The organism is Desmonostoc muscorum LEGE 12446, from assembly GCF_015207005.2.
Taxonomy (GTDB): domain Bacteria; phylum Cyanobacteriota; class Cyanobacteriia; order Cyanobacteriales; family Nostocaceae; genus Nostoc; species Nostoc muscorum.
The window spans coordinates 1541285-1564663 of the sequence record NZ_JADEXS020000001.1; the positions used below are offsets into that span (position 1 = coordinate 1541285).

General features: G+C 40.9%; 29 protein-coding genes. 17 read left to right on the top strand and 12 right to left on the bottom strand.

Annotation, left to right across the window (positions count from 1 at the left end):
- Positions 1–174 precede the first annotated feature (174 nt).
- The 4 genes from IQ276_RS06805 to IQ276_RS06820 form a co-directional block, all read right to left on the bottom strand.
- Positions 175–327: a hypothetical protein gene (locus tag IQ276_RS06805; RefSeq protein ID WP_193917326.1), complete on the bottom strand. Its 153-nt coding sequence runs from the start codon at positions 325–327 to the stop codon at positions 175–177.
- 132 nt (positions 328–459) lie between these two features.
- Positions 460–597, bottom strand: coding sequence for a type II toxin-antitoxin system RelE family toxin (locus IQ276_RS40110; RefSeq protein ID WP_309245584.1), 138 nt, complete (start codon positions 595–597; stop codon positions 460–462).
- A gap of 119 nt (positions 598–716) precedes the next feature.
- Positions 717–914, bottom strand: coding sequence for a DUF2281 domain-containing protein (locus IQ276_RS06815; protein WP_193917328.1), 198 nt, complete (start codon positions 912–914; stop codon positions 717–719).
- A gap of 238 nt (positions 915–1152) precedes the next feature.
- A complete protein-coding gene (locus IQ276_RS06820) occupies positions 1153–1365 on the bottom strand; it encodes a hypothetical protein (protein ID WP_193917330.1) in 213 nt (70 codons plus the stop codon).
- Between the two features lie 122 nt (positions 1366–1487).
- Here IQ276_RS06820 and IQ276_RS06825 point away from each other — a divergent pair, with 122 nt between their 5' ends.
- Complete coding sequence (locus IQ276_RS06825; protein WP_193917332.1) at positions 1488–2450, top strand: class I SAM-dependent methyltransferase; 963 nt, start codon at positions 1488–1490, stop codon at positions 2448–2450.
- 122 nt (positions 2451–2572) lie between these two features.
- Here the strand turns inward: IQ276_RS06825 and IQ276_RS06830 are convergent, their stop codons facing one another.
- Together IQ276_RS06830 and IQ276_RS06835 are read right to left on the bottom strand one after the other, a co-directional pair.
- A complete protein-coding gene (locus tag IQ276_RS06830; RefSeq protein WP_193917334.1) occupies positions 2573–2791 on the bottom strand; it encodes a hypothetical protein in 219 nt (72 codons plus the stop codon).
- 263 nt (positions 2792–3054) lie between these two features.
- Positions 3055–3342, bottom strand: a complete 288-nt coding sequence (locus IQ276_RS06835) for a hypothetical protein (protein WP_193917336.1) — start codon at positions 3340–3342, stop codon at positions 3055–3057.
- A gap of 915 nt (positions 3343–4257) precedes the next feature.
- On the opposite strand from IQ276_RS06835, the gene IQ276_RS06840 reads away from it, so the two are divergent.
- On the top strand, positions 4258–4941 hold the full coding sequence (locus tag IQ276_RS06840) for a conjugal transfer protein TrbI (protein WP_193917338.1): 684 nt from the start codon (positions 4258–4260) through the stop codon (positions 4939–4941).
- A 479-nt stretch (positions 4942–5420) separates the two neighbouring features.
- On the top strand, positions 5421–6662 hold the full coding sequence (locus IQ276_RS06845; RefSeq protein WP_190875432.1) for an S-layer homology domain-containing protein: 1242 nt from the start codon (positions 5421–5423) through the stop codon (positions 6660–6662).
- Positions 6663–6846: 184 nt separating this feature from the next.
- Here IQ276_RS06845 and IQ276_RS06850 read toward each other — a convergent pair whose 3' ends face one another.
- The gene (locus tag IQ276_RS06850; RefSeq protein WP_193917340.1) at positions 6847–8202 is read right to left on the bottom strand and encodes a GAF domain-containing sensor histidine kinase; all 1356 of its coding nucleotides are present in this window, start codon (positions 8200–8202) and stop codon (positions 6847–6849) included.
- A 287-nt stretch (positions 8203–8489) separates the two neighbouring features.
- On the opposite strand from IQ276_RS06850, the gene IQ276_RS06855 reads away from it, so the two are divergent.
- Positions 8490–8807, top strand: coding sequence for a DUF3155 domain-containing protein (locus IQ276_RS06855; protein ID WP_073642719.1), 318 nt, complete (start codon positions 8490–8492; stop codon positions 8805–8807).
- A gap of 448 nt (positions 8808–9255) precedes the next feature.
- Here the strand turns inward: IQ276_RS06855 and IQ276_RS06860 are convergent, their stop codons facing one another.
- Together IQ276_RS06860 and IQ276_RS06865 are read right to left on the bottom strand one after the other, a co-directional pair.
- Entirely contained in the window at positions 9256–9786 is a 531-nt protein-coding gene (locus IQ276_RS06860) for a cofactor assembly of complex C subunit B (RefSeq protein WP_193917342.1), read from the bottom strand.
- Between the two features lie 52 nt (positions 9787–9838).
- Positions 9839–10186: a PadR family transcriptional regulator gene (locus tag IQ276_RS06865; RefSeq protein ID WP_190875435.1), complete on the bottom strand. Its 348-nt coding sequence runs from the start codon at positions 10184–10186 to the stop codon at positions 9839–9841.
- Between the two features lie 748 nt (positions 10187–10934).
- Between IQ276_RS06865 and IQ276_RS06870 the strand changes: the two genes are divergently transcribed.
- The 5 genes from IQ276_RS06870 (at position 10935) to rpsN (ending at position 16005) form a co-directional block, all read left to right on the top strand.
- Positions 10935–11513 carry a DUF3611 family protein gene (locus IQ276_RS06870; RefSeq protein WP_073642707.1) on the top strand — a complete coding sequence of 193 codons (579 nt, stop codon included), beginning with the start codon at positions 10935–10937 and terminating at the stop codon, positions 11511–11513.
- A 392-nt stretch (positions 11514–11905) separates the two neighbouring features.
- Positions 11906–13186: a serine--tRNA ligase gene (gene serS, locus IQ276_RS06875; RefSeq protein ID WP_193923383.1), complete on the top strand. Its 1281-nt coding sequence runs from the start codon at positions 11906–11908 to the stop codon at positions 13184–13186.
- 110 nt (positions 13187–13296) lie between these two features.
- Positions 13297–14397 (top strand): RIP metalloprotease RseP, encoded by a 1101-nt coding sequence (gene rseP, locus IQ276_RS06880; protein WP_190875437.1) that lies wholly within the window; start codon positions 13297–13299, stop codon positions 14395–14397.
- Between the two features lie 23 nt (positions 14398–14420).
- On the top strand, positions 14421–15092 hold the full coding sequence (gene nth / locus IQ276_RS06885; RefSeq protein WP_190875438.1) for an endonuclease III: 672 nt from the start codon (positions 14421–14423) through the stop codon (positions 15090–15092).
- 610 nt (positions 15093–15702) lie between these two features.
- Complete coding sequence (gene rpsN / locus IQ276_RS06890) at positions 15703–16005, top strand: 30S ribosomal protein S14 (protein ID WP_073642711.1); 303 nt, start codon at positions 15703–15705, stop codon at positions 16003–16005.
- Positions 16006–16091: 86 nt separating this feature from the next.
- Here rpsN and IQ276_RS06895 read toward each other — a convergent pair whose 3' ends face one another.
- Positions 16092–16421: a DUF8822 family protein gene (locus IQ276_RS06895; RefSeq protein ID WP_190875439.1), complete on the bottom strand. Its 330-nt coding sequence runs from the start codon at positions 16419–16421 to the stop codon at positions 16092–16094.
- A 91-nt stretch (positions 16422–16512) separates the two neighbouring features.
- Between IQ276_RS06895 and aat the strand changes: the two genes are divergently transcribed.
- The 5 genes from aat to IQ276_RS06920 all read left to right on the top strand — a co-directional run bounded on the left by aat (position 16513) and on the right by IQ276_RS06920 (position 19542).
- Complete coding sequence (gene aat, locus IQ276_RS06900; protein ID WP_193921864.1) at positions 16513–17088, top strand: leucyl/phenylalanyl-tRNA--protein transferase; 576 nt, start codon at positions 16513–16515, stop codon at positions 17086–17088.
- Positions 17089–17260: 172 nt separating this feature from the next.
- Positions 17261–18472 carry a hypothetical protein gene (locus tag IQ276_RS06905; RefSeq protein ID WP_193921865.1) on the top strand — a complete coding sequence of 404 codons (1212 nt, stop codon included), beginning with the start codon at positions 17261–17263 and terminating at the stop codon, positions 18470–18472.
- A gap of 112 nt (positions 18473–18584) precedes the next feature.
- A complete protein-coding gene (locus IQ276_RS06910) occupies positions 18585–18803 on the top strand; it encodes a type II toxin-antitoxin system HicB family antitoxin (protein WP_193921872.1) in 219 nt (72 codons plus the stop codon).
- Between the two features lie 244 nt (positions 18804–19047).
- Entirely contained in the window at positions 19048–19251 is a 204-nt protein-coding gene (locus IQ276_RS06915) for a type II toxin-antitoxin system HicB family antitoxin (protein WP_193921866.1), read from the top strand.
- An 84-nt stretch (positions 19252–19335) separates the two neighbouring features.
- Positions 19336–19542, top strand: coding sequence for a type II toxin-antitoxin system HicA family toxin (locus IQ276_RS06920; RefSeq protein ID WP_193921867.1), 207 nt, complete (start codon positions 19336–19338; stop codon positions 19540–19542).
- A gap of 63 nt (positions 19543–19605) precedes the next feature.
- Here IQ276_RS06920 and IQ276_RS06925 read toward each other — a convergent pair whose 3' ends face one another.
- Together IQ276_RS06925 and IQ276_RS06930 are read right to left on the bottom strand one after the other, a co-directional pair.
- Complete coding sequence (locus tag IQ276_RS06925) at positions 19606–20415, bottom strand: DUF3598 family protein (RefSeq protein WP_193921868.1); 810 nt, start codon at positions 20413–20415, stop codon at positions 19606–19608.
- Between the two features lie 18 nt (positions 20416–20433).
- The gene (locus tag IQ276_RS06930; RefSeq protein ID WP_193921870.1) at positions 20434–21336 is read right to left on the bottom strand and encodes a cell division protein FtsX; all 903 of its coding nucleotides are present in this window, start codon (positions 21334–21336) and stop codon (positions 20434–20436) included.
- 222 nt (positions 21337–21558) lie between these two features.
- Here IQ276_RS06930 and def point away from each other — a divergent pair, with 222 nt between their 5' ends.
- The 3 genes from def (at position 21559) to IQ276_RS06945 (ending at position 23355) form a co-directional block, all read left to right on the top strand.
- Entirely contained in the window at positions 21559–22122 is a 564-nt protein-coding gene (gene def, locus IQ276_RS06935) for a peptide deformylase (protein WP_190875444.1), read from the top strand.
- 10 nt (positions 22123–22132) lie between these two features.
- Positions 22133–22336 (top strand): hypothetical protein, encoded by a 204-nt coding sequence (locus tag IQ276_RS06940; protein ID WP_073642717.1) that lies wholly within the window; start codon positions 22133–22135, stop codon positions 22334–22336.
- Between the two features lie 218 nt (positions 22337–22554).
- Positions 22555–23355 (top strand): PD-(D/E)XK nuclease family protein, encoded by an 801-nt coding sequence (locus tag IQ276_RS06945; protein WP_193920783.1) that lies wholly within the window; start codon positions 22555–22557, stop codon positions 23353–23355.
- Positions 23356–23379 lie beyond the last annotated feature (24 nt).

A 23379-nucleotide genomic window follows, 5' to 3' on the forward strand; every position in this document is an offset into this window, starting at 1 on the left:
ATTTACAAAAATTTACAATTTGATGAGTGAATTTTTTCTTGTTGCATGAATAATTTTTGCTCTATGCAGAAAAAATTAAACAGTCTTGGAGATTGATAAGGAGATATTATTTCTTGACGGCAGTCGCACGCCACTTGCTTCAACCGGGGGAACCCCCAGCAACGCAGTGGCTCCTCAAGTCGGGAAACCCGCCACCGCGCTGCCTCCGCTATGCGTCTCGAAACAAATGTTTTTACCTCGTTCCATAAATAAATAATGGTGTTTAAACCATTTTTCTTTTTCTTTATGAATGCCTTTTAAGTTTTTACTTTTGCCTTGTTTGGTCAAGCGATCGCATTCTTGAGATCGTGACGATGGAAAAGCGATGTCTACGACGGGCTACGCCTACGCAATTCATTTGATGTAGAGTAAAAAAAAGCGATGTCTACGACGGTTTACGCCTACGCACTGTGGGTAAGTTCAGAATCTATAAACATCTCTACGATGCTTTATTTTGACCACCGTCACTAATAATAAACTATCTTGTATTTCGTAAATGATTCGATATTTTTCCAATCTGACTCTGTATAAATTATCCGAACCTTCTAATTTTTTCACCCCATCAGGACGAGGCTCAAAAGCAAGTTATTCCAATTTAGCAACCAGTTTTTGTTGAACATCACGGGGTAATTTTTTTATCTGTCTTTTTGCAGCTGGAGCAATTTCTACTTCGTAACTCACAAACCTAATTCTCTTTTGAGTTCACCCAAGGAAATCGTACCAACCTCTTCTGCTTCTTTTAGTGCAGCTTTTGCATCTTCTAAATCTTCTTTATCTTCTTTGGCTTTCAAAAAAAGTAAAAAGTCCAGAACCTCGTAAATGATTTCTTCTGGTACATTTTCGATCTCTTCAATTATTTTTTGTTTGGCATTCATAAATTCAGCTTTATGCTGGTTGACTCTATTATACGATGATGATACTGAAGTCTTGCTAACTCAAGTTAGAAATTGCGATGCCTGTGGCGGGCTGCGCCAACGCACTTCATCATGGAGAACATCGCACTGTGGGTAGTGACAAAGGCTTACGCAGTTTCTCATGTATGAGAATGAGAAAGCGATTATACCGTTTATTTGTAAAGCTGCATATAATTCACCCCCCGATGCCTTGGAGGGACTACAGGGGGGTATTATTATGTGCATCTTCATACAGAATTGGTATTACTTGACTAGGTATCGACAGTCCAATATATTTACCTAGAGCAATGAAAAAGTTCTGTATGTGATCGCGATAAATTGCCAAATTGGCAGTTAAAATCAGCACAAATGTCATGCTGAGATGATATCCTGGCGATCGCTTTGCTGTTCTCCAAGTTGCTAAACCAGCCACATCATCAGTACCGCTTTGGGTAATTGGTAAATCCTATACCCCAAGCGTTTGCTTTTCGAGAAGTTGGTGAAATTGCATTGCGATTAAAAATCCGAAATTTCAAATACTCAGGCAGTAACCCGATGATTGAAAAAACAGTAAAAGTAATAAAAGGCGAATTATTGCCAGAGGGAGATTATGTTTCACCAGGATTTTCTACTATTCAGCCAGATTCATGTTTTCCGAATATGATTTTGGGAAATACATATAATAGTTTTTGGTTTTACCTGCGGCGGGATATTGCTCATAACTGGTACGTGGATAGACGACAGCAGGATACAGGATTTGTCAGCAGAGATGAAGCTCATATTCTTTACAATACAGCCTTAAAATTTCAGGGAAAAAAAGCTTTAGAAATAGGCTGTTGGATGGGTTGGTCAGCTTGTCATTTAGCTTTAGGAGGGGTGGAGTTAGATGTTATCGATCCGATGCTATCCACAGAATTATTTTCTGAAAGCGTCACAGATTCACTGAAGTCAGCTGGCGTCAAAGAATCTGTAAATCTCATACCAGGATATAGCCCTCAAGCAGTAGAAGAGTTAGCAAATAAATTTGAACGTAAATGGTCATTGATATTTATAGATGGTCACCACGAAACACCAGCACCACTGAATGACACAATGATTTGCGAACAATTTGCAGAACCAGATGCTTTAATTTTATTTCATGATTTAGCTTCTCCCGATGTTGGTGAAGGATTGGACTACTTGAAAAACAAAGGGTGGAACACAATGGTATATCAAACTATGCAAATCATGGGAGTTGCATGGCGGGGAAATGTTGAGCCGGTAATACATCAGCCAGATCCTGAAATTAACTGGCGTTTACCTCCACATTTGCAACATTATTCTGTTAGCGGTTCAATCTCAAATGTGGCGGAAGATAAATCTGGAAAAATGCTCAAATCAGTCCGACCAAATACTTTATTAACTGAAGCAAAGTTATTGTCGTTGTATAGTCACGTAGACCAATTATATTATTATATTTCTTGGCTGCCACGAATGTTCAAGCAGGCGATCGCCAGAAAGAAACCTCAGAAAAGCTGAACATCTTGATGGGATGGGCAAATAGCCCGTCCTGCTATTGTAAAATTGCTAATTGCGATCGTTTGACCTAGACCAACAAAAATGTACTAATTAGCACATTAGTATCAAAAACAAACCGTCGATTATTCTTCATCATTCAAAATGGATTCTAAGATTTCAGGCGTTAATCCTCGCTCTTGTGCTTCAAGGCTTGCTTTATCCATCGTGTTTTTTAAACGTGCAATCGTCTCTTCTCTCTTCGTTGTAAATTGAGACTGCATAATTGCTGCAATCTTAAGTTGCAATTGTTCACGCTCTTCTTCAGTGGCATTGCGGTATGCCTCTGCTAAGCTAATCAGCATTCAAGTTGCATAATCAGGGCGGGCAAGATGCCCACCCCACAAGATATTGAGAAAATTTTCATCTGCAAATTAGATGTGTTTTAGCTTACCTCAGAGGGAACTTTGATAGTAATTTCGTCTTTAGTAATCATGCCTTGTTTGTTTCCATAATTTCTGATCTTTCATCATGTTAAGCAGCAATCTTGAACACTCATCTAGCAAATAGTTTATTGTTATATTCCACAGATAATTCAACTGTTAAATCAGTTGCTAAAACTGCCAATTTAAGAATCAGCTTCCAATTGCTTTTTATCTAATGGTGAATTCTCAGGTAACTGCCAAGAACGTCCTTGACAAGAAACATAACCATTGGCGATGGAAATACCAAACATTTGTCGCATGATTCTGTTTGCTTCTTTCCTCTCTTCATCTGTCAAGTAATCCTGACCTTTAAAGCCTGCTCGGTAATGTTTTGGATTACCACCAGCTTCTACATAACGCTGCTTCCCAATTTCTAAAATTTCTTGGAACCTTGCATACTTTTGTTTTTGTTTTTCAGTCCAATTTGCCATAATTACAAGTCCCAATTATTCGGGACAATATCAATATTTTGCAACATCATAGCAATCGGCAAGACGGGCTAGGCTTATTTATATACCAATTGCCACTATCTCCATCATAGAACTTATTACCGAGTAAATCTAGGATAATCGGTGCGTTAATAATTAAGTATTGCGCTCCAGCCGGTTACCTCAGGAATTACTCTACAAATTGACTTTAGCAATTCTAAAGGAAAGAGAAAGTATATCCCAAGTCTTAGTAAAGAAATCTATAGTAATCCGCTTTGATTTTTGAACTTACTTGGCTGAGCAGGCAATAGGTACAGACGTGATTAATCGCGTCTGTACGGGAATAGTCACACGATTTTGGATTTTGGATTGACGATAGCGTAGCGTTAGCGACGTAGGAGCGTCTTTTGGATTAACCTCTCCTTAGAAAGAAGAGGCTTGAATATTGAAACATGAAAGTTTTTATCTCCGTAAACCCAGAGGCTTGAAACCTTTTTTAGATTCTAGATTTAGATTTTAATCTAAAATCCAAAATCTAAAATCTAAAATTGTCTCGGTCAAGAAGCTTTTCGAGTTATACCTAGTGAAAGAAAAAATCAAATACGAGTCCTATACAATGGAAGTAATAGTTCGCAATGGCGTAAGTATGTGGACGTAAGCAATGAAACAAAGTCAGGAAACAATTAAACTAATTTGGCGTCATTAAAAGTATCTCGCCTCCTATTTAGTAACGCACATTAGCAGAATAAAAATCCTGACGAGTGATATCTCCGATGGGCTGCGTCTAAGCACATACTCCAGTCAAATAAGTGCTTTTACCTTCGGAATATGCCTAAAGTCACGTTCAAGAATAGTCAGAAACAAACTCAGTGAACCGTCGTCATTACACACATCACATACATAAAGGTCAACTCACCTATGACTCGCATACATCGATGGAAATCTGGAACTGCTGCACTCATGGCAATGGCTGTTACCACCAGCGTCATTACACCCATGATTCCCTTTGCTCCTGCTAATGCACAATATAATGTCGGGCAATATGGAAATGTGACGATTCCTTCTGGAGTGAATTTGCCCGTTAGGTACGAAAAGGAAACAATTACTATCGTTCCTGGCGAAAGTAAATCCATAACCTTGAGAATAGCGAATAACATTACTGACAGTAATAGAAATGTCTTGATTCCCGCTGGTACTAAAGTAACTGGACGCCTAGAACCTGTTGATTTAGATGGTTATTCCACAGATGATGATAACCAAGGAAAAGGCGTGCGGTTTGTAGCCCAAGAATTAGAATTTTCTAATGGTCGCCGTCAGTCAATTAATGCAAGTTCTCGGACATACACCACAACTCAAAAAGTTAAACAAAACCCTAGCACTGGTCAAGTGTTGACTGATGCAGGTATTGGTGCCGGTGCTGGTCTTTTAGGTTCACTAATTACTGGTAACAACAGAATTGATGATTTAAAACCTGTGATTGGTGCGGCTGCGGGTGCAGGAGCAAGTGTCCTGCTGCGGAAAAAAGAAGTGAATGCCTTCGTTATCAGACCCACACAAGATTTGAGGCTGACACTGAATTCTAACTTAACCCTATACCGCTAATAGGTTTAACTTTATTCAAGTTGTGAACTTAATCATCCCCCATAGGCGATCGCCACTTTAACTATAGTGTGCGATCGCCTTCATTTTTAACCCCAAAAAATCTATTTTCGCGCAACTATTCTATCTCTCTATCGTCTTACTGAGTATTGAGAGTTTTGGGAATAATTACAGCAGAATTCAGAATGGGCTACGCCCCGCTGCGCTAACAGAAGTAAAACAGGCTCTATACTTACCTCTCAGAGAAATCCTTGTGTACTTCACTTTCTTTGAAATCTGCTCTATTGAATAATAGTAACCGGAAAAAAGCTAGTTATCCTATTAACTATTGCCTAGCTCTTTTGGTAGATGTTTTTTGATTTTGACTCTATTTATCAAGTAAGATTTCTTATAAAAAGTCTCAAGTGATGGGAACCTAAAATTTCAAAAAGTGTCTAATTAATTAATAGTGAAAAACATAATTTTAATGGAGTAAAAAAGCAATGCTTACTTTAAATCGTTGGAAATCTGGAACAGCTGCACTCATGGCTTTAAGCGTCACAGTTGGGACTGTAGCACCCTTGTTGACAGCTGCACCTTCTTTTGCCCAAACTACTTTTTCTGATGTTTCATCTAATTATTGGGCAGCAGATTTTATTCAACAATTATCGCAACGAGGTGTGATTGCCGGATTTCCTGATGGTAGTTTCCGCCCTGAAGAAGCAGTAACACGCGCTCAATTTGCTGCTATGGTCAACAAAGCTTTCCAAAAAGCACAACAGCGATCGCCAATCAGTTTTACTGACGTGCCTAGCAATTATTGGGCATCCAGTGCCATTCAGCAAGCTTATACCATTGGTTTCTTATCAGGATATCCCGGCAACCGCTTTGAGCCTAACCAAGCGATTCCCCGCCAACAGGTTTTAGTTTCCCTCGCTAACGGTTTGGAATATACTGCCAGTGGTAATACCGAAAGCATCCTGCAATACTTCAACGATGCTTCTAACATCGCTAGCTATGCCCGTAGCCCCATCGCAGCAGCCACTGAGAAGCAAATCGTGGTGAACTATCCGAATGTGAAGTTCCTGAATCCAACTGCAACCGCCACTCGCGCCCAAGTAGCAGCTTTTATTTACCAAGCATTGGTTAGTTCTAATCAAGCCTCAGCAATTAACTCGCCCTACGTCGTAGCTCTTGGGTCTACTAACCCAACACCTGTATCTGTCACAATTCCCCAAGGGACAGCTATCCCTGTGAAGTATGACAAGGCAGAAAAAATTCTGGTTACCAAGGACGAAACAGCACCTTTGACACTGACAGTATCCCAAAATGTAGTTACGCAAGAAGGATCTGTAGTGATTCCTGCTGGTAGTCAAGTTGTTGGTCAACTCAAACCTGCTACAGGCGGTTCTCAATTCATTGCCCAGAAACTAGTTTTGCCCGGAGGTCAAGAATATCAACTGAACGCTAGTTCTGAAGTGATTACCAAAACTGAAACCGTCAAAAAGGGTACTAGTACTGGATCAATCATTCAGAATACCGTATTGGGCGCAGGAGCCGCCGCTGCGGTATCTGCCGTCACTGGCGATCGCGCCATTGCCACAGAAGAAGTCTTGGGTGGTGCTGGTATCGGGGCGTTGATTGGTCTATTCTTCGGTAGAAATAGTGTTGACTTAATCGCAATTGACCCAGATACCGATTTACAAATGACAATCAATCAAAACTTGTTGGTTTCAGTTAGATAGTGAAAAGTTAGGAGTTATGAGTTATGAATTGAAGATAGTGAAAAGTTAGGAATTAAGAGTTATAAAGAACGAATTAAAGCAAGGTTTTAATTCTTAACTCCCAACTCCTAACTCCTAACTCCTAACTCCTAACTCCTAACTCCTAACTCCTAACTCCTAACTCCTAACTCCTAACTCCCAACTCCTAATTCTCAACTTCCGGCAACCAAATAATAAACGTGGTTCCTGGTCTATTAGGTGAAGTTAATTTAGAGTTGATTGCAGGGCTGAAAACCTCGATTTCGCCCTGCATTTGCTCTATTAATTGTTTAGCGATCGCTAACCCCAAACCTGTACCGGGGATTTCTGTTTGCGCTTGTACACCCCGATAATGCCGTTCTCCAAGATGCTCTAAATCTTCAGGTGGAATGCCAGGTCCATTGTCACTGATAACAATTCCTTGAAAATTACCTTTTTGTTGCCCGCCCTGAATCAAAATTTTACCGCCAGCAGGAGTGTATTTCAATGCATTATCGATAATGTTATTTAACACTTCTCGTAATGCTTTGATGTTGGCACGTACTAAGGGCAAATTATACTTAAATTCGGTTACTAGTTTTAGCTTGCGCTCTTGTGCTATTGCTTTAGCTGATATTAATAATGGTTCTAATATATCTGCCAGGGAGCAGTCAACTGCTTTATCTCCCGTTCCCGGCAATAATAGGGGCGGTTTAGCATCTTTTTGGACAGTTGCTTCTACAAATACTTCATTTTCCGGCAGATGTAGTGGTGCTAAATCTGCCTCTGTCAAGTCAATTACTTGCTCAAATTGTTGCAGTAATTCTTGCAGGCGATCGCTTTCTCGCACGATACTACTTGCTACATCCCGGTTAGTGTCTGCTGGTCTGAGTCGCTTTAATAAAAGTTTACCAAAAGTCCGCAATGCGGTTAATGGGTTACGAAACTGATGCAACAGGTTGTCTAACAAATCCTGCTGTTTTTCTTGGAGAATTTGTTGTTCGTGCAACTGTTGCTGTAACCATGCTCGTCGCTGATCTAAAATACAAGCGATCGCCAGTGTTTGGGCTATGCGTTGAATCTGACTTTGCTCGTGTTCGTTCCATTCCCGGTCTTTCCTACCAGTCACCAGCAACCCCATCATCACACCCTCATAGACCAGAGGTAAAACAATTTGGTTACCACTCAGTAGATATTCCTCTTGTAAATGAGGCCCAGACGCATCCGGTATCCCAAACTCCCGTGACGAGGTTGGAGATTCCGATCCTGGTGTTAATAACCTTTGTTGATGATTGGGTAATACCAATCTATTTCCAACTTGAAGCTGCTTAGGTACTGTAGTCTGGGCAGTTTCCTCTGCTTGCGGTAATAATGCTGTTTCGGGATAAATCATTACAGGAATCAGTTTTGCCTCGCCAGAGGGAGTCTCTACCAATTCTTGTGTTAGGTACACAATACTTAAAGTTGCTCCCAGCCCTTGGGTCAGGAGTGCTATTTGCTCTCGGCACAGAGCAAGAAAATCAGAACTGGCAGACATTAACATTTTTTAGTTCTTGCTCATGATTACAGATTTTGAGGCATGATTAAGAAAGGATAGTTAGTTTTTACCTCATTCTTTTAATACAGCTTAACTGAAATCTTCTGAGTGATGTTTTGCACCAGCGGATTATATCCTTAGCGAGCTTTCTTTTATCTATAACTTCTAAAGATATTAATTTTATTGGATTAAAAGTTAAAAAACTATTGATTTTTTGAACTAGAACTTCTATAATGACGACGGATTTTGTAGCTATCACTACAATCTATAGCTTGAAAGAGGAGGACAATAGGTTGGCAAGGAGACGCAAAAGAAAAAGTCGTCGTCGTCAGGAAGGACGGCGGATTCTGGAACATGTGCCTCAATATAGCATCGAAAGTGGCGAAGAAAAACCTGTGACAGCAGCGAGAAGGTTCATTCAAGCTGAAGGTATATTGCCACCTGCGTTGCTACTCGTAAAGCGAAACGAACACACCACAGACCGTTATTTCTGGGCAGAAAAGGGACTGTTTGGTGCTCAATACGTAGAGGAAAACCATTTCTTGTTTCCCAGCCTGAGGACTTTAGAAGCTCCTACAGGTCAAGAAGCCCTTGCTTTAACTGCTCGCTGATAAATTGGTCATCTCAAGCATTGAATGTGGCTCCTGACTATTAATTAACTGGCAAAGTTGCTAAGTTTATGCAAAATTTCATTTTTTTTTAGTTTGTAGGTGATTTGCCAGTCACCCTAGTCCAGGTAATTGAAAAGTCAATTTGTGTCAAACCACGCTAGCTTGCATGGCTTGATACTTGTTTGGAAGATGCGTAAAGGAGCGGATATAGAGCCAAGCGCCTCCAAAAGCGCTAGTGAAGTTGCGCTCTTATCCAGTAGATTGTAAAGGAAGCTCTGTCAACGAATTTAAATCAATAAATTCAAATTTTTACCCACAACACAAGTTATGGGTAAAACTGACAAAGCAGCAATCTTGATTCCCTCCTTACTACTTTTCATTGCTTTAAGAGTAGGTCAGGTCAGAAATCTGCACCTCATAGTTAAGAGATGGTCATAAAAAGCAAAAATTATTCACTAGGCTTTAGCTGTAGGGTCTTCCGTAACTGGGTGAGTTCATCTCGATGGGCAACTACAGTAACCTTACTTGAGAAGGTTTGTTCGCTCTGAGTTGTTTCTAGCTTGAGCGACACCTTCTCAAGTCTTCCAGATTTTTTCCAATAAAACACACCAGTCAAAGGCGACAGCAGTACCATCGCCAGAAAAAGGCTACTAAGGCTCGGAAAAATTAGATACACCACCAGTGACAGACAAACAATACCAGTAGCTGCCAACAAAGTGAGAAATATAGCTAAGAACCAGCTGGGGCGAACATTACCTTCAAAAGTTACTTGGTTTTGTTCTCGGTCTACCGCTGCCACTCGGTAAGACCGCGATTGAAAATACTCTTTTAATTGAGACATGAAAGCGGCTTCGCCTTGTTCGGATACCAAGTGCGCTATTTCTGTACGGTCTTTAGTCGAAGCACGAATAAAGAAAAACAGCCCGACCGATAACAACAAGGTTAGCAGCAACGTAGATGGCAGAATAGGAGTATCCATAACTAATTGTTATTGTTTGACTGGAGGAGACTTATTCATTATCAATTATTCGTTACTTTGTTCGCCCGTTGATGTAGTCTTGCCAAAGAAAAGCTAAATCCTGCGCTGGAACTTGCCATTCTGGAGAAACTTGGTACATCCGCCTGGGGCGTCCCCGTCCTTCGAGTTTTTTCCAATATCCATTAATTGCCCTTTCGTCTTCCAGAAACTTGATTGCACTGTAAAGTACGGTATCGGAAAGCCTATAGGTGGGATATTCAGTTTCTAATCGTTGGATTAACTCGGTTCCGTAGGATTCACCTTCTAACAAAATAGACAGTATGTAACAAACTGCTAATTCCTGACAAAGGTAAGTTGGCGGAGGATTTTCAAAGAATTGATATATATCCTCAAGTTTCATGGTTAGTGAATGGCTAAAAAAATGCCTTAGGGTAAAGTCTACAATCCTCGTAGTCAGTATATAGCCCTACTCTTAGATGAGTAATATATATAAAGCTACTTAAGCTAGATTTCCAAAGCGGAAACACCAAATGATTACCCACGCCTCTGAGAGTTGTGGGACTAGTCTGTGAATTTTAAGGGACAGGATAGTATGCTCCCACCCAAGCTAAATCAGGTATGGTGAGGAGGGAACAAACAGTGGCGAAGTCACTGTTTTGGTGTTAAACGATGCCGAGTTGGTTAGAACTGCTTAAGCAATAAGATGCCATCGAAGAAATTTTACAGGTAAAATGCTATTTTGTCTGTAGAACTTAATAAACACTTTTTTTTACAGTGATTTTCCCAATGCAAATTTTAAAAACTTAAGCTAAAGGATATGTTTAAGTTCAAAGTGCTACTTTTGTAAACACACCTGGGTAGTAAATATTAATAATTTTCTGGACTTGAGATCCTCTCGTGCCATCTGGTAAATGTGATAGTAAATTTCTCAAAAAGAGTCAAAGGGGAGGAGAAAGAAAACGAACAGAGGAAGAGACACTCTGACGGTTTCAAGAAACACAGGGAGTAGGGAGTGGGGAGTAGGGAGTGGGGGAGGAATGGGGTGGTGACGTGAAATTCTCTCCTCATCTCCCCATCTTGCCACTCCCCACTCCCCACTCCCTACTCCCCACGTCCCTTAAAAGCACCCAGCACATTGGTGATTAAGTATGTCACAAACTCCCGATGCCCCATCATCTTCGTCTAATCTCCGGGCAATTGCCCAGACCTTTCGCCTTGCAGGTTGGATTAGCTTTTGGATTCAGCTAGTACTAGGTGTTGTTTCTGGCATAATTGTGCTGCTGTTCGCCATCTTTAGTCAAAGATCTGGTAGTCCTAGTAATAATCCTGGGACTGGCTTTGGCGTATTTTTAGCAGTTTGTGGACTGGTTGTTTTAGGTGCGGGTATTTACTTAGCTTACCGCTACACCAGAATTGGCAAGCAACTGGAATCCTCCAACCCCAGCAATCGCCCTCGAAAAAGCGAGACTGTGCAAGTATTACGCTTAGGATTGTGGGTGAATTTAGGGGGAACGCTGGTGACACTTTTGGGAGCCCAGGCGATCGTTGGTACGCTGGTAGCAAGGTCTATATCTCCCCAAGCGATAACTACTCAATTTTTTGACCCAACTCGAATTATTAGTGGTCTAGATATGCTTGTTGTACAGGCAAACACTAATACTGTTTCAGCACACTTTGCAGGGCTTGTGGCGTCGCTTTGGTTACTTAATCGGATTAACAAGGCGTAGAAAGGCAAGTCTTAAGCAAAATTTCAGCCAAAAATCTATACTTCTTTTGACTGATTTTATTGTGTAACTTTCCCCTCGTTTTGGCAGGTTACATAGCAAATAATTCAAATATATTTGTTGTGCTTTGACGAAATTTTCAAAATGCAGCGTGCAAAAAAACACAAGTTGGTTATATTAACATCCATCTAAAAGGTGATATCAGATGAAATTAATCTGGATTAGAGATTTTAGTACTCTGAAAAAACTACAAATTTGGATTTGAAATTTTTCTCGCCCTGGCAAGATTGGCAGGGCAAAATTTTTCTGTTTGCTTTTCTGCTCATAGCAAGGCAAAATCAGTATATGCTGGGGTGTTGGCAGGAAGATAATAGGCTAAAAACTGAGAAAAATCTGTGCTGGATATCAAGCAAATACGGGAAAATCCGCAATTAGTTCAAGAACGATTGAACAGTCGTAGTGGTAAATACGACATTGAACCGATATTACAGTTAGACCGGCAACAACGGGAACTAGAGGGGACGCGGAGTCAACTCCAAGCCCGTAGCAACGAAATTGGTAAACTCGTCGGGCAAAAGCTGAAATCTGGTATCGATGCCCAAGACCCAGAAATCCAAGCTTTGCGGGATGAAGGTAACTCTGTCAAAGCTAGATTGAGTGAACTCGAACCCCAGGAAAAAGAACTCAAAGCTGAAATTATCCAACTTGTGTTGGCACTTCCCAACTTACCAAGCGACTCTACACCCGTTGGTAAAAATGAGGAAGATAACGTCGAAGTGCGGCGTTGGGGTGATGAATACATTCCGCAAAACCCGAATATTCTCCCTCATTGGGAAATAGGCGAAAAACTAGGTATTCTCAATGTTGAACGAGCTGTAAAAGTTGCCCAAAGTCGCTTTGTGACATTGATAGGCGCTGGCGCAGCACTGGAGAGGGCATTAATTCAATTTATGCTGAGTCTCCATACCGAAGCAGGGTATGTGGAAGTTAGTCCACCGCTATTGGTGAATACTGACTCTTTGATAGGGACTGGTCAGTTACCTAAGTTTGCGGAAGAAAGCTTTAAATGCGCTGAGGATGACTTGTGGCTGATTCCCACAGCGGAAGTTCCACTGACTAACCTCTATCGGGGCGAAATTATCGCTGCTGAAGATTTGCCTATTTACTACTGTGCTTACACTCCCTGTTTTCGCCGAGAAGCTGGTAGTTATGGGCGCGATATGCGGGGTTTAATTCGCCTGCATCAATTCAATAAAGTGGAAATGGTGAAATTTGTCGAACCCAGCACTTCTTTTGATGAACTAGAAAAATTGGTGGGAAATGCAGAAGCAATTTTACAGGCTTTGCAGTTGCCTTATCGAGTAGTAAATCTTAGTACAGGCGATTTGGGATTTTCTTCTACCAAAACCTATGATTTAGAGGTTTGGTTGCCTTCTTCTGGCAAATACCGTGAAATTTCCAGCTGTTCCAATATTATCGACTTCCAGGCGCGACGGGCTGATATTCGTTTCAAAGAAGCGGGGAAGAAAGGCACTCAGTTTGTGCATACTCTCAACGGTTCGGGTTTAGCGGTGGGACGAACGATGGCAGCAATTTTGGAGAATTATCAACAACCCGATGGGACAATAAGAGTACCAGAAGCGCTGCAACCTTACTTGGGGCGGGAAGTTTTGTAATTTGTCATTAGTCATTGGTCATTTGTCCTTTGTTAGTTAACAATGCCCAATGCCCAATGCCCAATTAGAATGGAGATAACCATAGCTTAATATCTTCACTAATTTGCTCTATGTCAGTTTTAGCAGCGATCGCAGTCTTGGCTGTTTTGATCTTGGTACACGAGCTGGGACATTTTGTTGCAGCTCGTTCTCAAGGCATTCTCGTTAACCGTTTTTCTTTGGGTTTTGGCCCGGTTCTTTTTAAGTACCAAGGTTCACAAACCGAATATGCTGTCCGCGCTTTTCCCTTGGGCGGCTTTGTGGGCTTTCCCGATGATGACCCAGATAGCGATATTCCACCCAATGACCCAAATCTGCTGCGTAACCGTCCAATTTTAGACCGGGCGATCGTCATCAGTGCCGGAGTAATAGCAAATTTAATATTTGCCTACTTAGTTCTGGCTCTGCAATTGGGTATTGTGGGTATTCCTGAGAAATTAAACTATAAACCTGGTGTTATAGTACAGCCCATTAATCAAGAATCCATTGCCTACCAAGCAGGAGTTAGGGAAGGAGATATTATCCTGGGTGTTAACGGTCAAGAACTTTCGGCTTCTGATAAATCAACTGCTTTGCTGACAAAAGAAATTCAAACTCATCCCAATCAGCAAATCGAATTGAAAATTCAGCGTCAAAATCAACAACAATCCCTGAAATTAACACCAAAACTGGGAGCTGATGGCAAAGGTGTAATTGGTGTGGCACTTAGTCCAAATGCTACAGCAGTTTATCGCCGTCCTAATAGTCCTTTTGAAATTTTCGGCATTGCTGCTAACAGGTTTCAACAATTATTTGTGGGAACACTCAGCGGTTTTGGGCAGTTAATTACCAATTTTCAACAAACTGTAGGACAAGTTTCTGGCCCAGTTAATATCGTCAAAATAGGCGCACAGTTGGCTGCTGACAATAGCACAAATTTGTTGTCTTTTGCGGCAATTATTAGCATTAATTTGGCTATTATTAACATTTTGCCCTTACCAGCTTTGGATGGCGGACAACTCGCTTTTCTGCTGATTGAAGGTTTGCGCGGTAAGCCTGTGCCTGCTCGGATTCAAGAAGGTGTAATGCAAACCGGTTTGGTGTTACTCTTAGGGTTAGGAATTTTTCTAATCGTCAAAGAAACCACCCAATTAACTAGCCAATTGGAATGGGTACAAAAATTATTCCAGTGAAGATAGTGAGTGGGGAGTAGAGAGTGGGGAGTAGGAAAGATAAACTTTCACCTTTAAGGCAACGATCGCTAGAAATTTTAGCTCGCCTGAAGCGTCTTTATCCAGATGCTACTTGCTCTTTGAACTACTCAACACCAGTACAATTGTTGGTGGCAACGATTCTCTCTGCTCAGTGTACTGATGAGCGAGTAAATAAAGTGACGCCAGCATTATTTAGTCAGTTTCCTGATGCAGCGAGTTTAGCGATCGCCGACTTAGTAGAATTAGAAAACTTGGTGCGTTCCACAGGGTTTTATCGCAATAAAGCCAAGAATATTCAAGCGGCCTGTCGCATGATTGTCACGGAATTTGACTCTGTTGTTCCTAACCAAATGGAACAGTTATTAAAGCTTCCAGGTGTGGCGCGGAAAACAGCAAATGTAGTCCTCGCTCATGCTTATGGCATTAATGCTGGCGTGACAGTAGATACTCACGTCAAGCGCCTCAGCCAACGTTTGGGTTTAACTGAAGCAAAAGAACCCGTTCGGATTGAGCAAGATTTAATGGGTTTATTGCCGCAACCAGATTGGGAAAATTGGTCAATTCGGCTGATTTATCACGGTCGCGCTATTTGTAAAGCCCGTTCTCCCGCCTGCGTTGCTTGTGAGCTTGCCGATTTATGTCCTGCTGCAAATAAGCCAGTAGTCGTAGGGTAGTTTTGGTGAGAGGGGAGAAGGGGAGACGCGGGGACGCAAAGAAGGGGAGACGCAGAGAAAAAACTCCTCTTCCCTGTCCCCGCGTCCCCGCGTCCTCTTCAATAGACCTCTTGCAAAAGTCCCTAACACCCCACCTCCAACCCCTCCCCATGTACACACAAGTCGAATTACCCCCCTTAGTCCCCCCTTGGAAAGCAGGGCTGATTCATTCCCCAAAGAGCTTTAAAAATCAAGGGTTCTAGCGATTAAAAATTAGTTATTTTGTTACTGGCGTGCCGATGAAACCAACTATTTTACTGATATTTCAGTGCTTAAATGTTCATCTCTTCGTCACGCTTACTTACAATTTTCTTGCTAACCATCTTGACAAATCCTGTTTGAAATGGAATGAAACAGCCCTGCCCTTGGAAAGGGGGGAAAAAAGAAATCTAGTTCCCTCCCCAATACATACGGGGAGGGTTAGGGTGGGGTTCTTTATTTTTGATTTATGCAAGAGGTCTAATGTCTATGAATTTCAATTTGACAGACCAGTAGGGAACACAAGTAACCTAGAATTGGAAAGAAGACTGTAGAATGGAAAATGCTGTCTTTAAATTGAGTTAGAGAATATATGGCTAAAAAGAGCATGATTGAGCGCGAGAAAAAGCGCAGCCGATTGGCAGAAAAGTATGCTGACAAGCGTGAAGCTCTCCTAGAAGAGTTCAGAAGTGCAGAATCTCCTTTGGATAAACTGGAAATCCACCGGAAGATTCAACAGCTACCCCGGAATAGCGCGCCCACCCGCCACCGCAATCGTTGCTGGTTGACTGGTCGTTCTAGAGGTGTTTACCGCGATTTTGGGCTGTCTCGGAATGTGCTACGGGAATGGGCGCATGAAGGTCTTTTGCCTGGAGTGGTTAAGTCTAGTTGGTAAAAAGTTATGAGTGATGAGTTATGAGTGATGAATAAAGACAAACCTAACTCCTAACTCCTAACTCCTAACTCCTAACTCCTAACTACTTATTGACCGCAACACTTATCAATTCCCAGACTTTCTAAGAGTAGATCGCTAACGGCGTTGGCGATCGCAAACTCTCCATAAAAACTATTGGAAAAATCATAGGACTGCATCTCTGTGACAATGGCAATTACCAGAGAACCAAGGTCGTTTTCTCCTTCCATCCGTTGACGTACAAAAATCTGTGCAGCCCGTTGAGCAATCTTTTGGTTAACTGCTTCTGGGATAAATTCTGTATCTAGCCACCGCAGCAGACGTTCTCGCAACCATTCACCTTCGAGTTGCGGATTTTCAGGACGTGGTAGGGTGATGGGTGGAATTGGTTCAGTCATATTTTTTATCTTCAACGCAGAGTGGATCGTAGAGGAACGCAGAGAATGACTGGTAGTATCAAATTGCGTTCTTTTTGTATTTTTTATATTTATGCAATATGATATCGCTGCTATTGTTCAAGGTTATGCTCAAGGCTATTTTCTCATGGCTGATGATAGCGATCGCCTCAGTTGGTATGCAAGTCGCGATCGGACTTTGATACCCTTAGATGAGAGGTTCCGCTACCCCAAGTCTTTGCAGCGCGTCCTCAATCAAGAACGTTTTAGTGTGGCGATTAATCGGGATTTTCAAGCTGTGGTGGCTGGCTGCGCTAACCGTGAAGTAACTTGGATTTCGCCAGAATTGGAAAAGATTTACTGGCTACTTTACCAGAGTGGTTATGCTTATAGTTTTGAAACTTGGCAAGGTGACGAACTTGCTGGCGGAATTTTGGGAATTGTTATTGGTGGTGCTTTCATTGGCGAGTCGATGTTTTACCGCATTCCCGATGGTTCAAAGGTAGCGATGGTTAAGTTGGTAGAAAGATTGCGCCAGAGGAAATTTGTGTTTTTTGATGCCCAAATGATGAATCCGCATTTGGAAAGATTTGGTGCTTATCGGGTTGGAGATGAAGAATATCAAATGCTACTTCAGCAAGCGTTGCAATGTCGCTGTTTTTTGATATAAGTAGGTAGGCAGAATCAAATCAAATTATGTTAACAAAAATGAACGAGGCTAAAACCCTCTTCCCTTCTGCTTCCTGCCTTATCCCAGTGACAAATATTTAGGCCCACCTACTTAAAGGGTGAAAAATATCCTGGTAAGCTGTTTCTCAATCTACTACATTTAGTAAATACCTATGCTTGGAAAAGATTACTTTACAATTAGACTCGGCGATATTTACGAATACTCAAGAGTTCAATATAAATTTGGTGAAGGCATATCGAATAAAAATGCTAAATACCTTTGGGAACTGTGTGTAGATGTTTCTGGAAACATTATTTTCGTATTAAGCTCAAAAGAATCTTTGCATTTTTTAGAACATGATACTAACGTTGAGTCTTTTTCTGGAACCTCGGATGATGAAGTTTGGGAGATAAGTTGTACCGATATTAAAATATTGACAACTAAAGTGGAAGTTTCTTATAAATCGACCTGGTTTTGCCTTCCCAGTGCTGTAGTTTTGAAGCTGAAAGTGCAGCCCGATAATATTCCTACTTTGGCTAGAGCTTACTTTAGTAACTTTAATTTTTCTAGCGTTGATTGTGAACGTGGGTTCTTTGTAAATCTGAATGGCAAAAAACTCTGTTTTCAAATGCTTGAGAACAGCAATCGGCTAATTGATCTCATTGATATAGAGAGAATAAATAATGCCATAGTTTCTACTGTAAGCATTCCGATAAATTATGATGAGGATATTAATGTTATTGAAAATGAAGTTCAAGCAATAAGCTGGTTTTTAAGTTTTCTCAGTATGAATACAAATTTTTCTCCAGTGATTGAATATTTAATGGATGATAAAATAGTTCAATACTCAATAGAGAATACTGTAAAAAATTGTTTTAGCCGAACTCGTCTGATTGATAATTATCATATTCATGAAGGTATAACTAAAGCATTCAATGAATGTTATCAACATTATAAAAACTTGCAGTCCAGTATGGACATTAATACTATTATTGGACTTTTGGTAGAAATAAAGCAGCAGAAATATATTGATCTTAAGATAGCATCAATGCTCATGGCTTATGAAAAGCTCACATTAAAGTACTTATTGAGTCAAGGATTAGATGAAAATAAAATCGGGAATAATATTGAACAGAAATTAGGAACATTAAACACACACCTTGATAAATTCATTCCAAAGAATATTATGATAAACAATGATAAGTTGCGAAATTCAATTCGGAATCCGTTATTTCATCAAGGAGAAATTCCTAAATTAACTTTGGATGAGAAGATTAATTTTTTTAAAGATTATTTTGATTTACTAATAAAAATTATTTTAAAAATTCTTAAATATAATGGAGAATATATATCTGTAAAAACTCATCGTGCTTCAAAAGTATAAACGATATAATCATTCTAGGAACAGGCAGTCAAATGGGTGTTGTAACCATGAAAGCCGATGCAAAAGCTGTTCGCGGAAACAGTGCCCAAGGGGTTGATTTTAATGAGTAATGATAAATCGATACAGTATGATTATTCAATGGTCTGATGAAGATCAACTTTTTCTAGTCACTATTCCAGAATTTGGCGATCGCGTTATTATGCCCTGCACTCACGGCAAAACTCGTGAAGAAGCTATTCGTAATGGCGAAGAAGTAATTGAAATGTACTTGGAAGCTTGGCAAGTAGAAGGTGAATCTATCCCAGAAGCCAACACGCTACAAATTGCCTGATTATTATTCCGAAATATTTGAATTGGCAAAGGAAATGTTTACTGCTTATAGGTTCTGTCTCTGGCAAATCCAAGAATTCACTGAGAGTAAGAATTTTAGCAGGGGTTTGTACCATTTAAGGTTTCCTTACAGAGGTAGGTTGTACTACTGCTATTTGTTATTCTCCAGATGGATAAATCAGTCATAATTGAGAACAGCTAGTTACGCTTGTTAGCATAATTTCAACAAATAGCTCCATAAGTGTATGAAAATTAGAGCAATCATTCATTCAGCAGAAGAAGGTGGCTATTGGGCAGAGGTTCCCGCACTTCCCGGTTGCATTACTGAAGGTGACACTATGGAAGAGATTGTGGCTAATTTGAAGGATGCCATTGAAGGTTGGCTCGAGGTTGCTAACGGTTGCCATACGGCTGAGTCAACAGATAAAGTTGTCGAAATTGCAGTATAGTGGCAATTTTGGATTTGAGATTTTTGACTTTCGATTAAAAGTATTTATGGGTAGGCTGTTTCAAGAAGCCTATCGAAATTTACTATGAAATCCATTTCTGGCAAGCGACTATGCAAGATTATTGAGCGAAAAGGTTGGATATTGCAAAGAGTTACTGGCAGTCACCACATCTACCAGAAGCCCGGAGTTAACCAAATATCGATTCCTGTTCATCGCGATCGAGATTTGAAACTTGGAACCTTGAAAGCTTTGATGAAAATAGCCCAGCTATCTGAGGAAGATTTGAGTTGACTGTGGAACACTCACAAGAATTCATTCTTTGACAACACTGGGGAAAAACTCTCTGCTCAAGCCTTACACCCTTTGTTCAGTAACTAATGTCAGACTAACCCATTCGCCTTTGTCGTTATAGCTGCGAATCATCCGTCGGCGGAGGTTTGGCTGGATTAACCAACCGGCTTCTAAAAATAAAGGTTGACGTAATTGCACTTTTAGTGGTGAAGTTGCAGAACCGCCATCAGGTAGTAGTAATACTTGTATCTGCTTTTCGGGATTTTCGTCAAAGAGAATGATGGAACCTTTGATGGTAGCAGTTGAAGTAATTGTGCGTTCTGCAAAAGAAGTAGTTTGAATTAATCGCCCAGCGTTATCTAATTGTAATTTTAGAGTTGTAGAGTAAATATCAGGCGATCGCAAATCTCGATATATTGTCACTGCTTGACCTTGCCATTCTCCTAACAAGTCATCTAACTGCAAAGGTGGGCGTTCTGCTGCTGGGGTTCCAGCTAGATGTTCTCGAATTAGGACTAGTCCACTTAGATTAGCTGTCTTATCAAACAGTTGCACCAGACGTAAGCGGCGATTTTCATGAACAAAAGCAAGTTCTCCACCAAATTCGGAAAATGGCCCTATTTGAATTAAACCTTCAGAAAATGAACCATTTTCAAAAAACAGCAGACCCCCTCCCACAGAACTAAATTCTCTGATTACGTCATCTTGTCCCGAACGGCTCAAAATTAGGCGCACTCTCTGTTTATTGTCCAAATGTTCTAGAGAAAGACGGCTGGGAGTATCGTTGACAAGTGTGCCTTGGGGAGAAAAATTAGTGAATGAACCTTCCCAAACACCAAGATTTTGCAGAAAACATTCCCATTGTGATTTCATAGTGATTTTGTTATTTGACTATCCTTTAGCAAAACGTCTAACAGCAAATAAGCTTCCCATTAATCCTACCGCGGCACCGAAGCTCAAGAGAATTAGGGGCAATAATAAAATTTGGGCTGAAGTGAGCTGTACTCCGTTGGTGATTACTTGGATAAACTCAGGTTGATTGGTTAGCAATTTACCGAGGAACTGTTGAATCAAAGAAATAAAACTCCAAGCGATCGCACCACCGACTAAACCAAAAGTAATTCCTTGTAAAATGAAGGGCAGGTAAATCCAAACAGATGTTGCTCCCACGAGTTGCATAATTTCAATTTCCTGGCGTCGCGCCATGACAATTAGGCGAATTGTGGTAGTGGTCACGGCGATCGCTGTTACAGTCAAAATAATCGTAATTGTTAAAGTAACCCAATTCAAACCCCGGTGCAATTGAGCAATGCGTTTGACTGCTTCATCGATATACTGCACCGTATCCACTCCCCGTAACTTAGCCAACTGGGTTGCTAAAGTTGGTACTACTTGAGAATTACGCGCTTTCACCTTTATCTCATCAACCAAAGGATTCTCACCTAGCTGTTGCGTAACACCCTCAATATCCGAAATTCTCATTTCCTTGACTAACTTATTCCAAGCTTCCTCTTTGGTAATTGTTTGTATGGCCATTACCTCTGGCATTTTTGCGATCAGTGGTTCAATACTTTGGGCTTGCATGTCCGGTTCGAGATAAACTGATACTTCTAGCTGGCTACCGAACTGGTAGAGAAGTTTTTCGACTTGCCAAGAAGTTTGCAAACTCAAGCCGAATAAAAATAACAATACCGTCACAGTGCTAACAGCTGCCCAATTCATCCAACCTCCCCGCACTAAACCAAGGAAAGTTTCTTTGAGCAGATAGTCAAGTTTCGTGAGAGATTTAAACACAAATCACCCCAGTGAATAATTCGTAATTCGTAATTCGTAATTCACGAGTCAGAATTTATAATTGATAACTCAGAATTGGTGAATTCAGCACTCCCCACTCCCTCATCTCCCTCATCCCCCTCATCCCCCTCATCTCCCTCATCTCTCCACTCCCCATTCCCCACTCCCCACCTTGATAGAATTAAGGTAGTAGGAATTTTCACCATTTAGCCATCAAGACTCATGCCTTCTGAAATTGCTGTCGAGAAAAAAAAGTTAAAAAATCCGCCTTTGGAGCTTCATTATTTAGGCGATCGCGTGCTGCGTCAAGCTGCAAAGCGGATTTCTAAAGTTGATGACGAACTCCGCAAACTGGTGCGCGAAATGCTGCAAACTATGTACAGTAAAGATGGCATCGGTTTGGCTGCACCCCAAGTGGGAATTCACAAACAATTAATTGTCATTGATCTGGAACCAGAAAATGCGGCTAATCCACCTTTGGTGCTGATTAACCCCACAATTAAACAGGTTAGCCGCGACATCTCTGTTGCCCAAGAAGGATGTTTAAGTATTCCCAATGTATACCTGGATGTAAAGCGCCCTGAAGTGGTGGAGATTGCCTATAAAGACGAGTCTGGTCGTCCCCAGATATTAAAGGCTAATGACCTCCTGGGACGCTGTATCCAGCACGAAATGGATCACCTCAATGGTGTAGTATTTGTAGACCGTGTGGAAAATTCCTTGACTTTGGCCCAGGAGCTATCTAAAAATGGCTTCTCGTATCAAGCGGTGAAACCATTAGTATAGGGGACTAGTAGTGTATTTAACTCCAAAAAGCGGTTTGTTTCTCGGTGGTTGTTGTGTAAGTGCGATCGCAGCTGTAGGTTCGATTTTTGAACTTGGTTACGGACAACCAGATTTTGGTGTCACAACTACGGCAATTATCCTCGCATTGAGTATTCCACTCACAGGATTATTTTTCTTTGCCGCAGTGAGGGACGCAAGGGCTAACATGAAATAAGCATCAGGTACATAAAAAAGGTAAATGGATGAACTAAGAATACAAAATTCATCCATTTACCTTTTATTTTTGTTCTGTATCTTCTACTGCCTCTAAGGCTTTGAGCGTCACTAACTCTGCTAGGGTTAACTTTGTAGCCTAGTTAAGACAATTTTTTCTCAGTCAAGGCGATCGTGTTGGTGACTCGGGCATTGGGCGATCGCTTCTAAAATAGAAGGATGTTATCAACTTCCACTCAACTATTACGACTATCTCAAGGACAACTCAACTTACTCGAAGCTTGTCCGCGTAAATTCCAACACACCTACCTAGAACAACTCAATTCACCTGCAAATCCCGAACACGAGGAACGCCAAACTCTTGGTAGTCGCTTTCACCTGCTGATGCAGCAGCGAGAAATGGGTTTACCAATTGATAGTTTCCTGCAAGCAGATGCTCAATTGCAAAGCTGGATGGCTGGTTTTGCTGATGCAGCCCCAGAAATTTTAATGTCTGCAACTGACAATGAAACTTTCCGCGAAAGCGAACACTATCGGACTCTGCAAGTTCAGGACTATTTGTTGACGGTTGTCTATGATTTATTGATTGCAGATAACCAAGAAGCGCAAATTCTCGACTGGAAAACTTATCCCAAACCACCTCATAAACGCAAGTTAGAATCTAACTGGCAAACACGGCTTTATATGTATGTTTTGGCTGAAACTAGCGCCTATTCGCCAGAAAATATTTCTATGACTTACTGGTTTGTTCAATCTGAAGGCAAGCCGCAAAATATTAAATTTAATTACAATACTACTCAACACATAAAAACAGCAAAAAAACTTAATCAACTGTTAAATCAATTAACTAATTGGTTGCAAGATTACCAGAACAACAAGCAGTTTCCGCAAGTGGCGGAGGGTAGTAAAATCTGTGATTATTGTAACTTTGCCCAGCGGTGCGATCGCACGCAAGTCACAGAAGAACAAGCGAAAGATTCAATGCTAAATCTGGACAGCATTCAAGAAATATCACTTTGATTTTTGATGAATATAAGTTCTTGT

What these genes read in the sequence shown, in the direction of transcription:
- IQ276_RS06815 (WP_193917328.1), bottom strand. Translation starts at nt 914, where the DNA reads ATGAATGCCAAACAAAAAATAATTGAAGAGATCGAAAATGTACCAGAA.
- IQ276_RS06945 (WP_193920783.1), top strand. Translation starts at nt 22,555, where the DNA reads ATGTTATCAACTTCCACTCAACTATTACGACTATCTCAAGGACAACTC.
- rpsN (WP_073642711.1), top strand. Translation starts at nt 15,703, where the DNA reads ATGGCTAAAAAGAGCATGATTGAGCGCGAGAAAAAGCGCAGCCGATTG.
- IQ276_RS06925 (WP_193921868.1), bottom strand. Translation starts at nt 20,415, where the DNA reads ATGAAATCACAATGGGAATGTTTTCTGCAAAATCTTGGTGTTTGGGAA.
- IQ276_RS06840 (WP_193917338.1), top strand. Translation starts at nt 4,258, where the DNA reads ATGACTCGCATACATCGATGGAAATCTGGAACTGCTGCACTCATGGCA.
- IQ276_RS06860 (WP_193917342.1), bottom strand. Translation starts at nt 9,786, where the DNA reads ATGGATACTCCTATTCTGCCATCTACGTTGCTGCTAACCTTGTTGTTA.
- IQ276_RS06915 (WP_193921866.1), top strand. Translation starts at nt 19,048, where the DNA reads ATGAAAATTAGAGCAATCATTCATTCAGCAGAAGAAGGTGGCTATTGG.
- IQ276_RS06825 (WP_193917332.1), top strand. Translation starts at nt 1,488, where the DNA reads ATGATTGAAAAAACAGTAAAAGTAATAAAAGGCGAATTATTGCCAGAG.
- IQ276_RS06870 (WP_073642707.1), top strand. Translation starts at nt 10,935, where the DNA reads ATGTCACAAACTCCCGATGCCCCATCATCTTCGTCTAATCTCCGGGCA.
- def (WP_190875444.1), top strand. Translation starts at nt 21,559, where the DNA reads ATGCCTTCTGAAATTGCTGTCGAGAAAAAAAAGTTAAAAAATCCGCCT.
- rseP (WP_190875437.1), top strand. Translation starts at nt 13,297, where the DNA reads ATGTCAGTTTTAGCAGCGATCGCAGTCTTGGCTGTTTTGATCTTGGTA.
- aat (WP_193921864.1), top strand. Translation starts at nt 16,513, where the DNA reads ATGCAATATGATATCGCTGCTATTGTTCAAGGTTATGCTCAAGGCTAT.
- IQ276_RS06920 (WP_193921867.1), top strand. Translation starts at nt 19,336, where the DNA reads ATGAAATCCATTTCTGGCAAGCGACTATGCAAGATTATTGAGCGAAAA.
- IQ276_RS06905 (WP_193921865.1), top strand. Translation starts at nt 17,261, where the DNA reads ATGCTTGGAAAAGATTACTTTACAATTAGACTCGGCGATATTTACGAA.
- IQ276_RS06865 (WP_190875435.1), bottom strand. Translation starts at nt 10,186, where the DNA reads ATGAAACTTGAGGATATATATCAATTCTTTGAAAATCCTCCGCCAACT.
- IQ276_RS06895 (WP_190875439.1), bottom strand. Translation starts at nt 16,421, where the DNA reads ATGACTGAACCAATTCCACCCATCACCCTACCACGTCCTGAAAATCCG.
- IQ276_RS06850 (WP_193917340.1), bottom strand. Translation starts at nt 8,202, where the DNA reads ATGTTAATGTCTGCCAGTTCTGATTTTCTTGCTCTGTGCCGAGAGCAA.
- IQ276_RS06835 (WP_193917336.1), bottom strand. Translation starts at nt 3,342, where the DNA reads ATGGCAAATTGGACTGAAAAACAAAAACAAAAGTATGCAAGGTTCCAA.
- IQ276_RS06845 (WP_190875432.1), top strand. Translation starts at nt 5,421, where the DNA reads ATGCTTACTTTAAATCGTTGGAAATCTGGAACAGCTGCACTCATGGCT.
- IQ276_RS06830 (WP_193917334.1), bottom strand. Translation starts at nt 2,791, where the DNA reads ATGCTGATTAGCTTAGCAGAGGCATACCGCAATGCCACTGAAGAAGAG.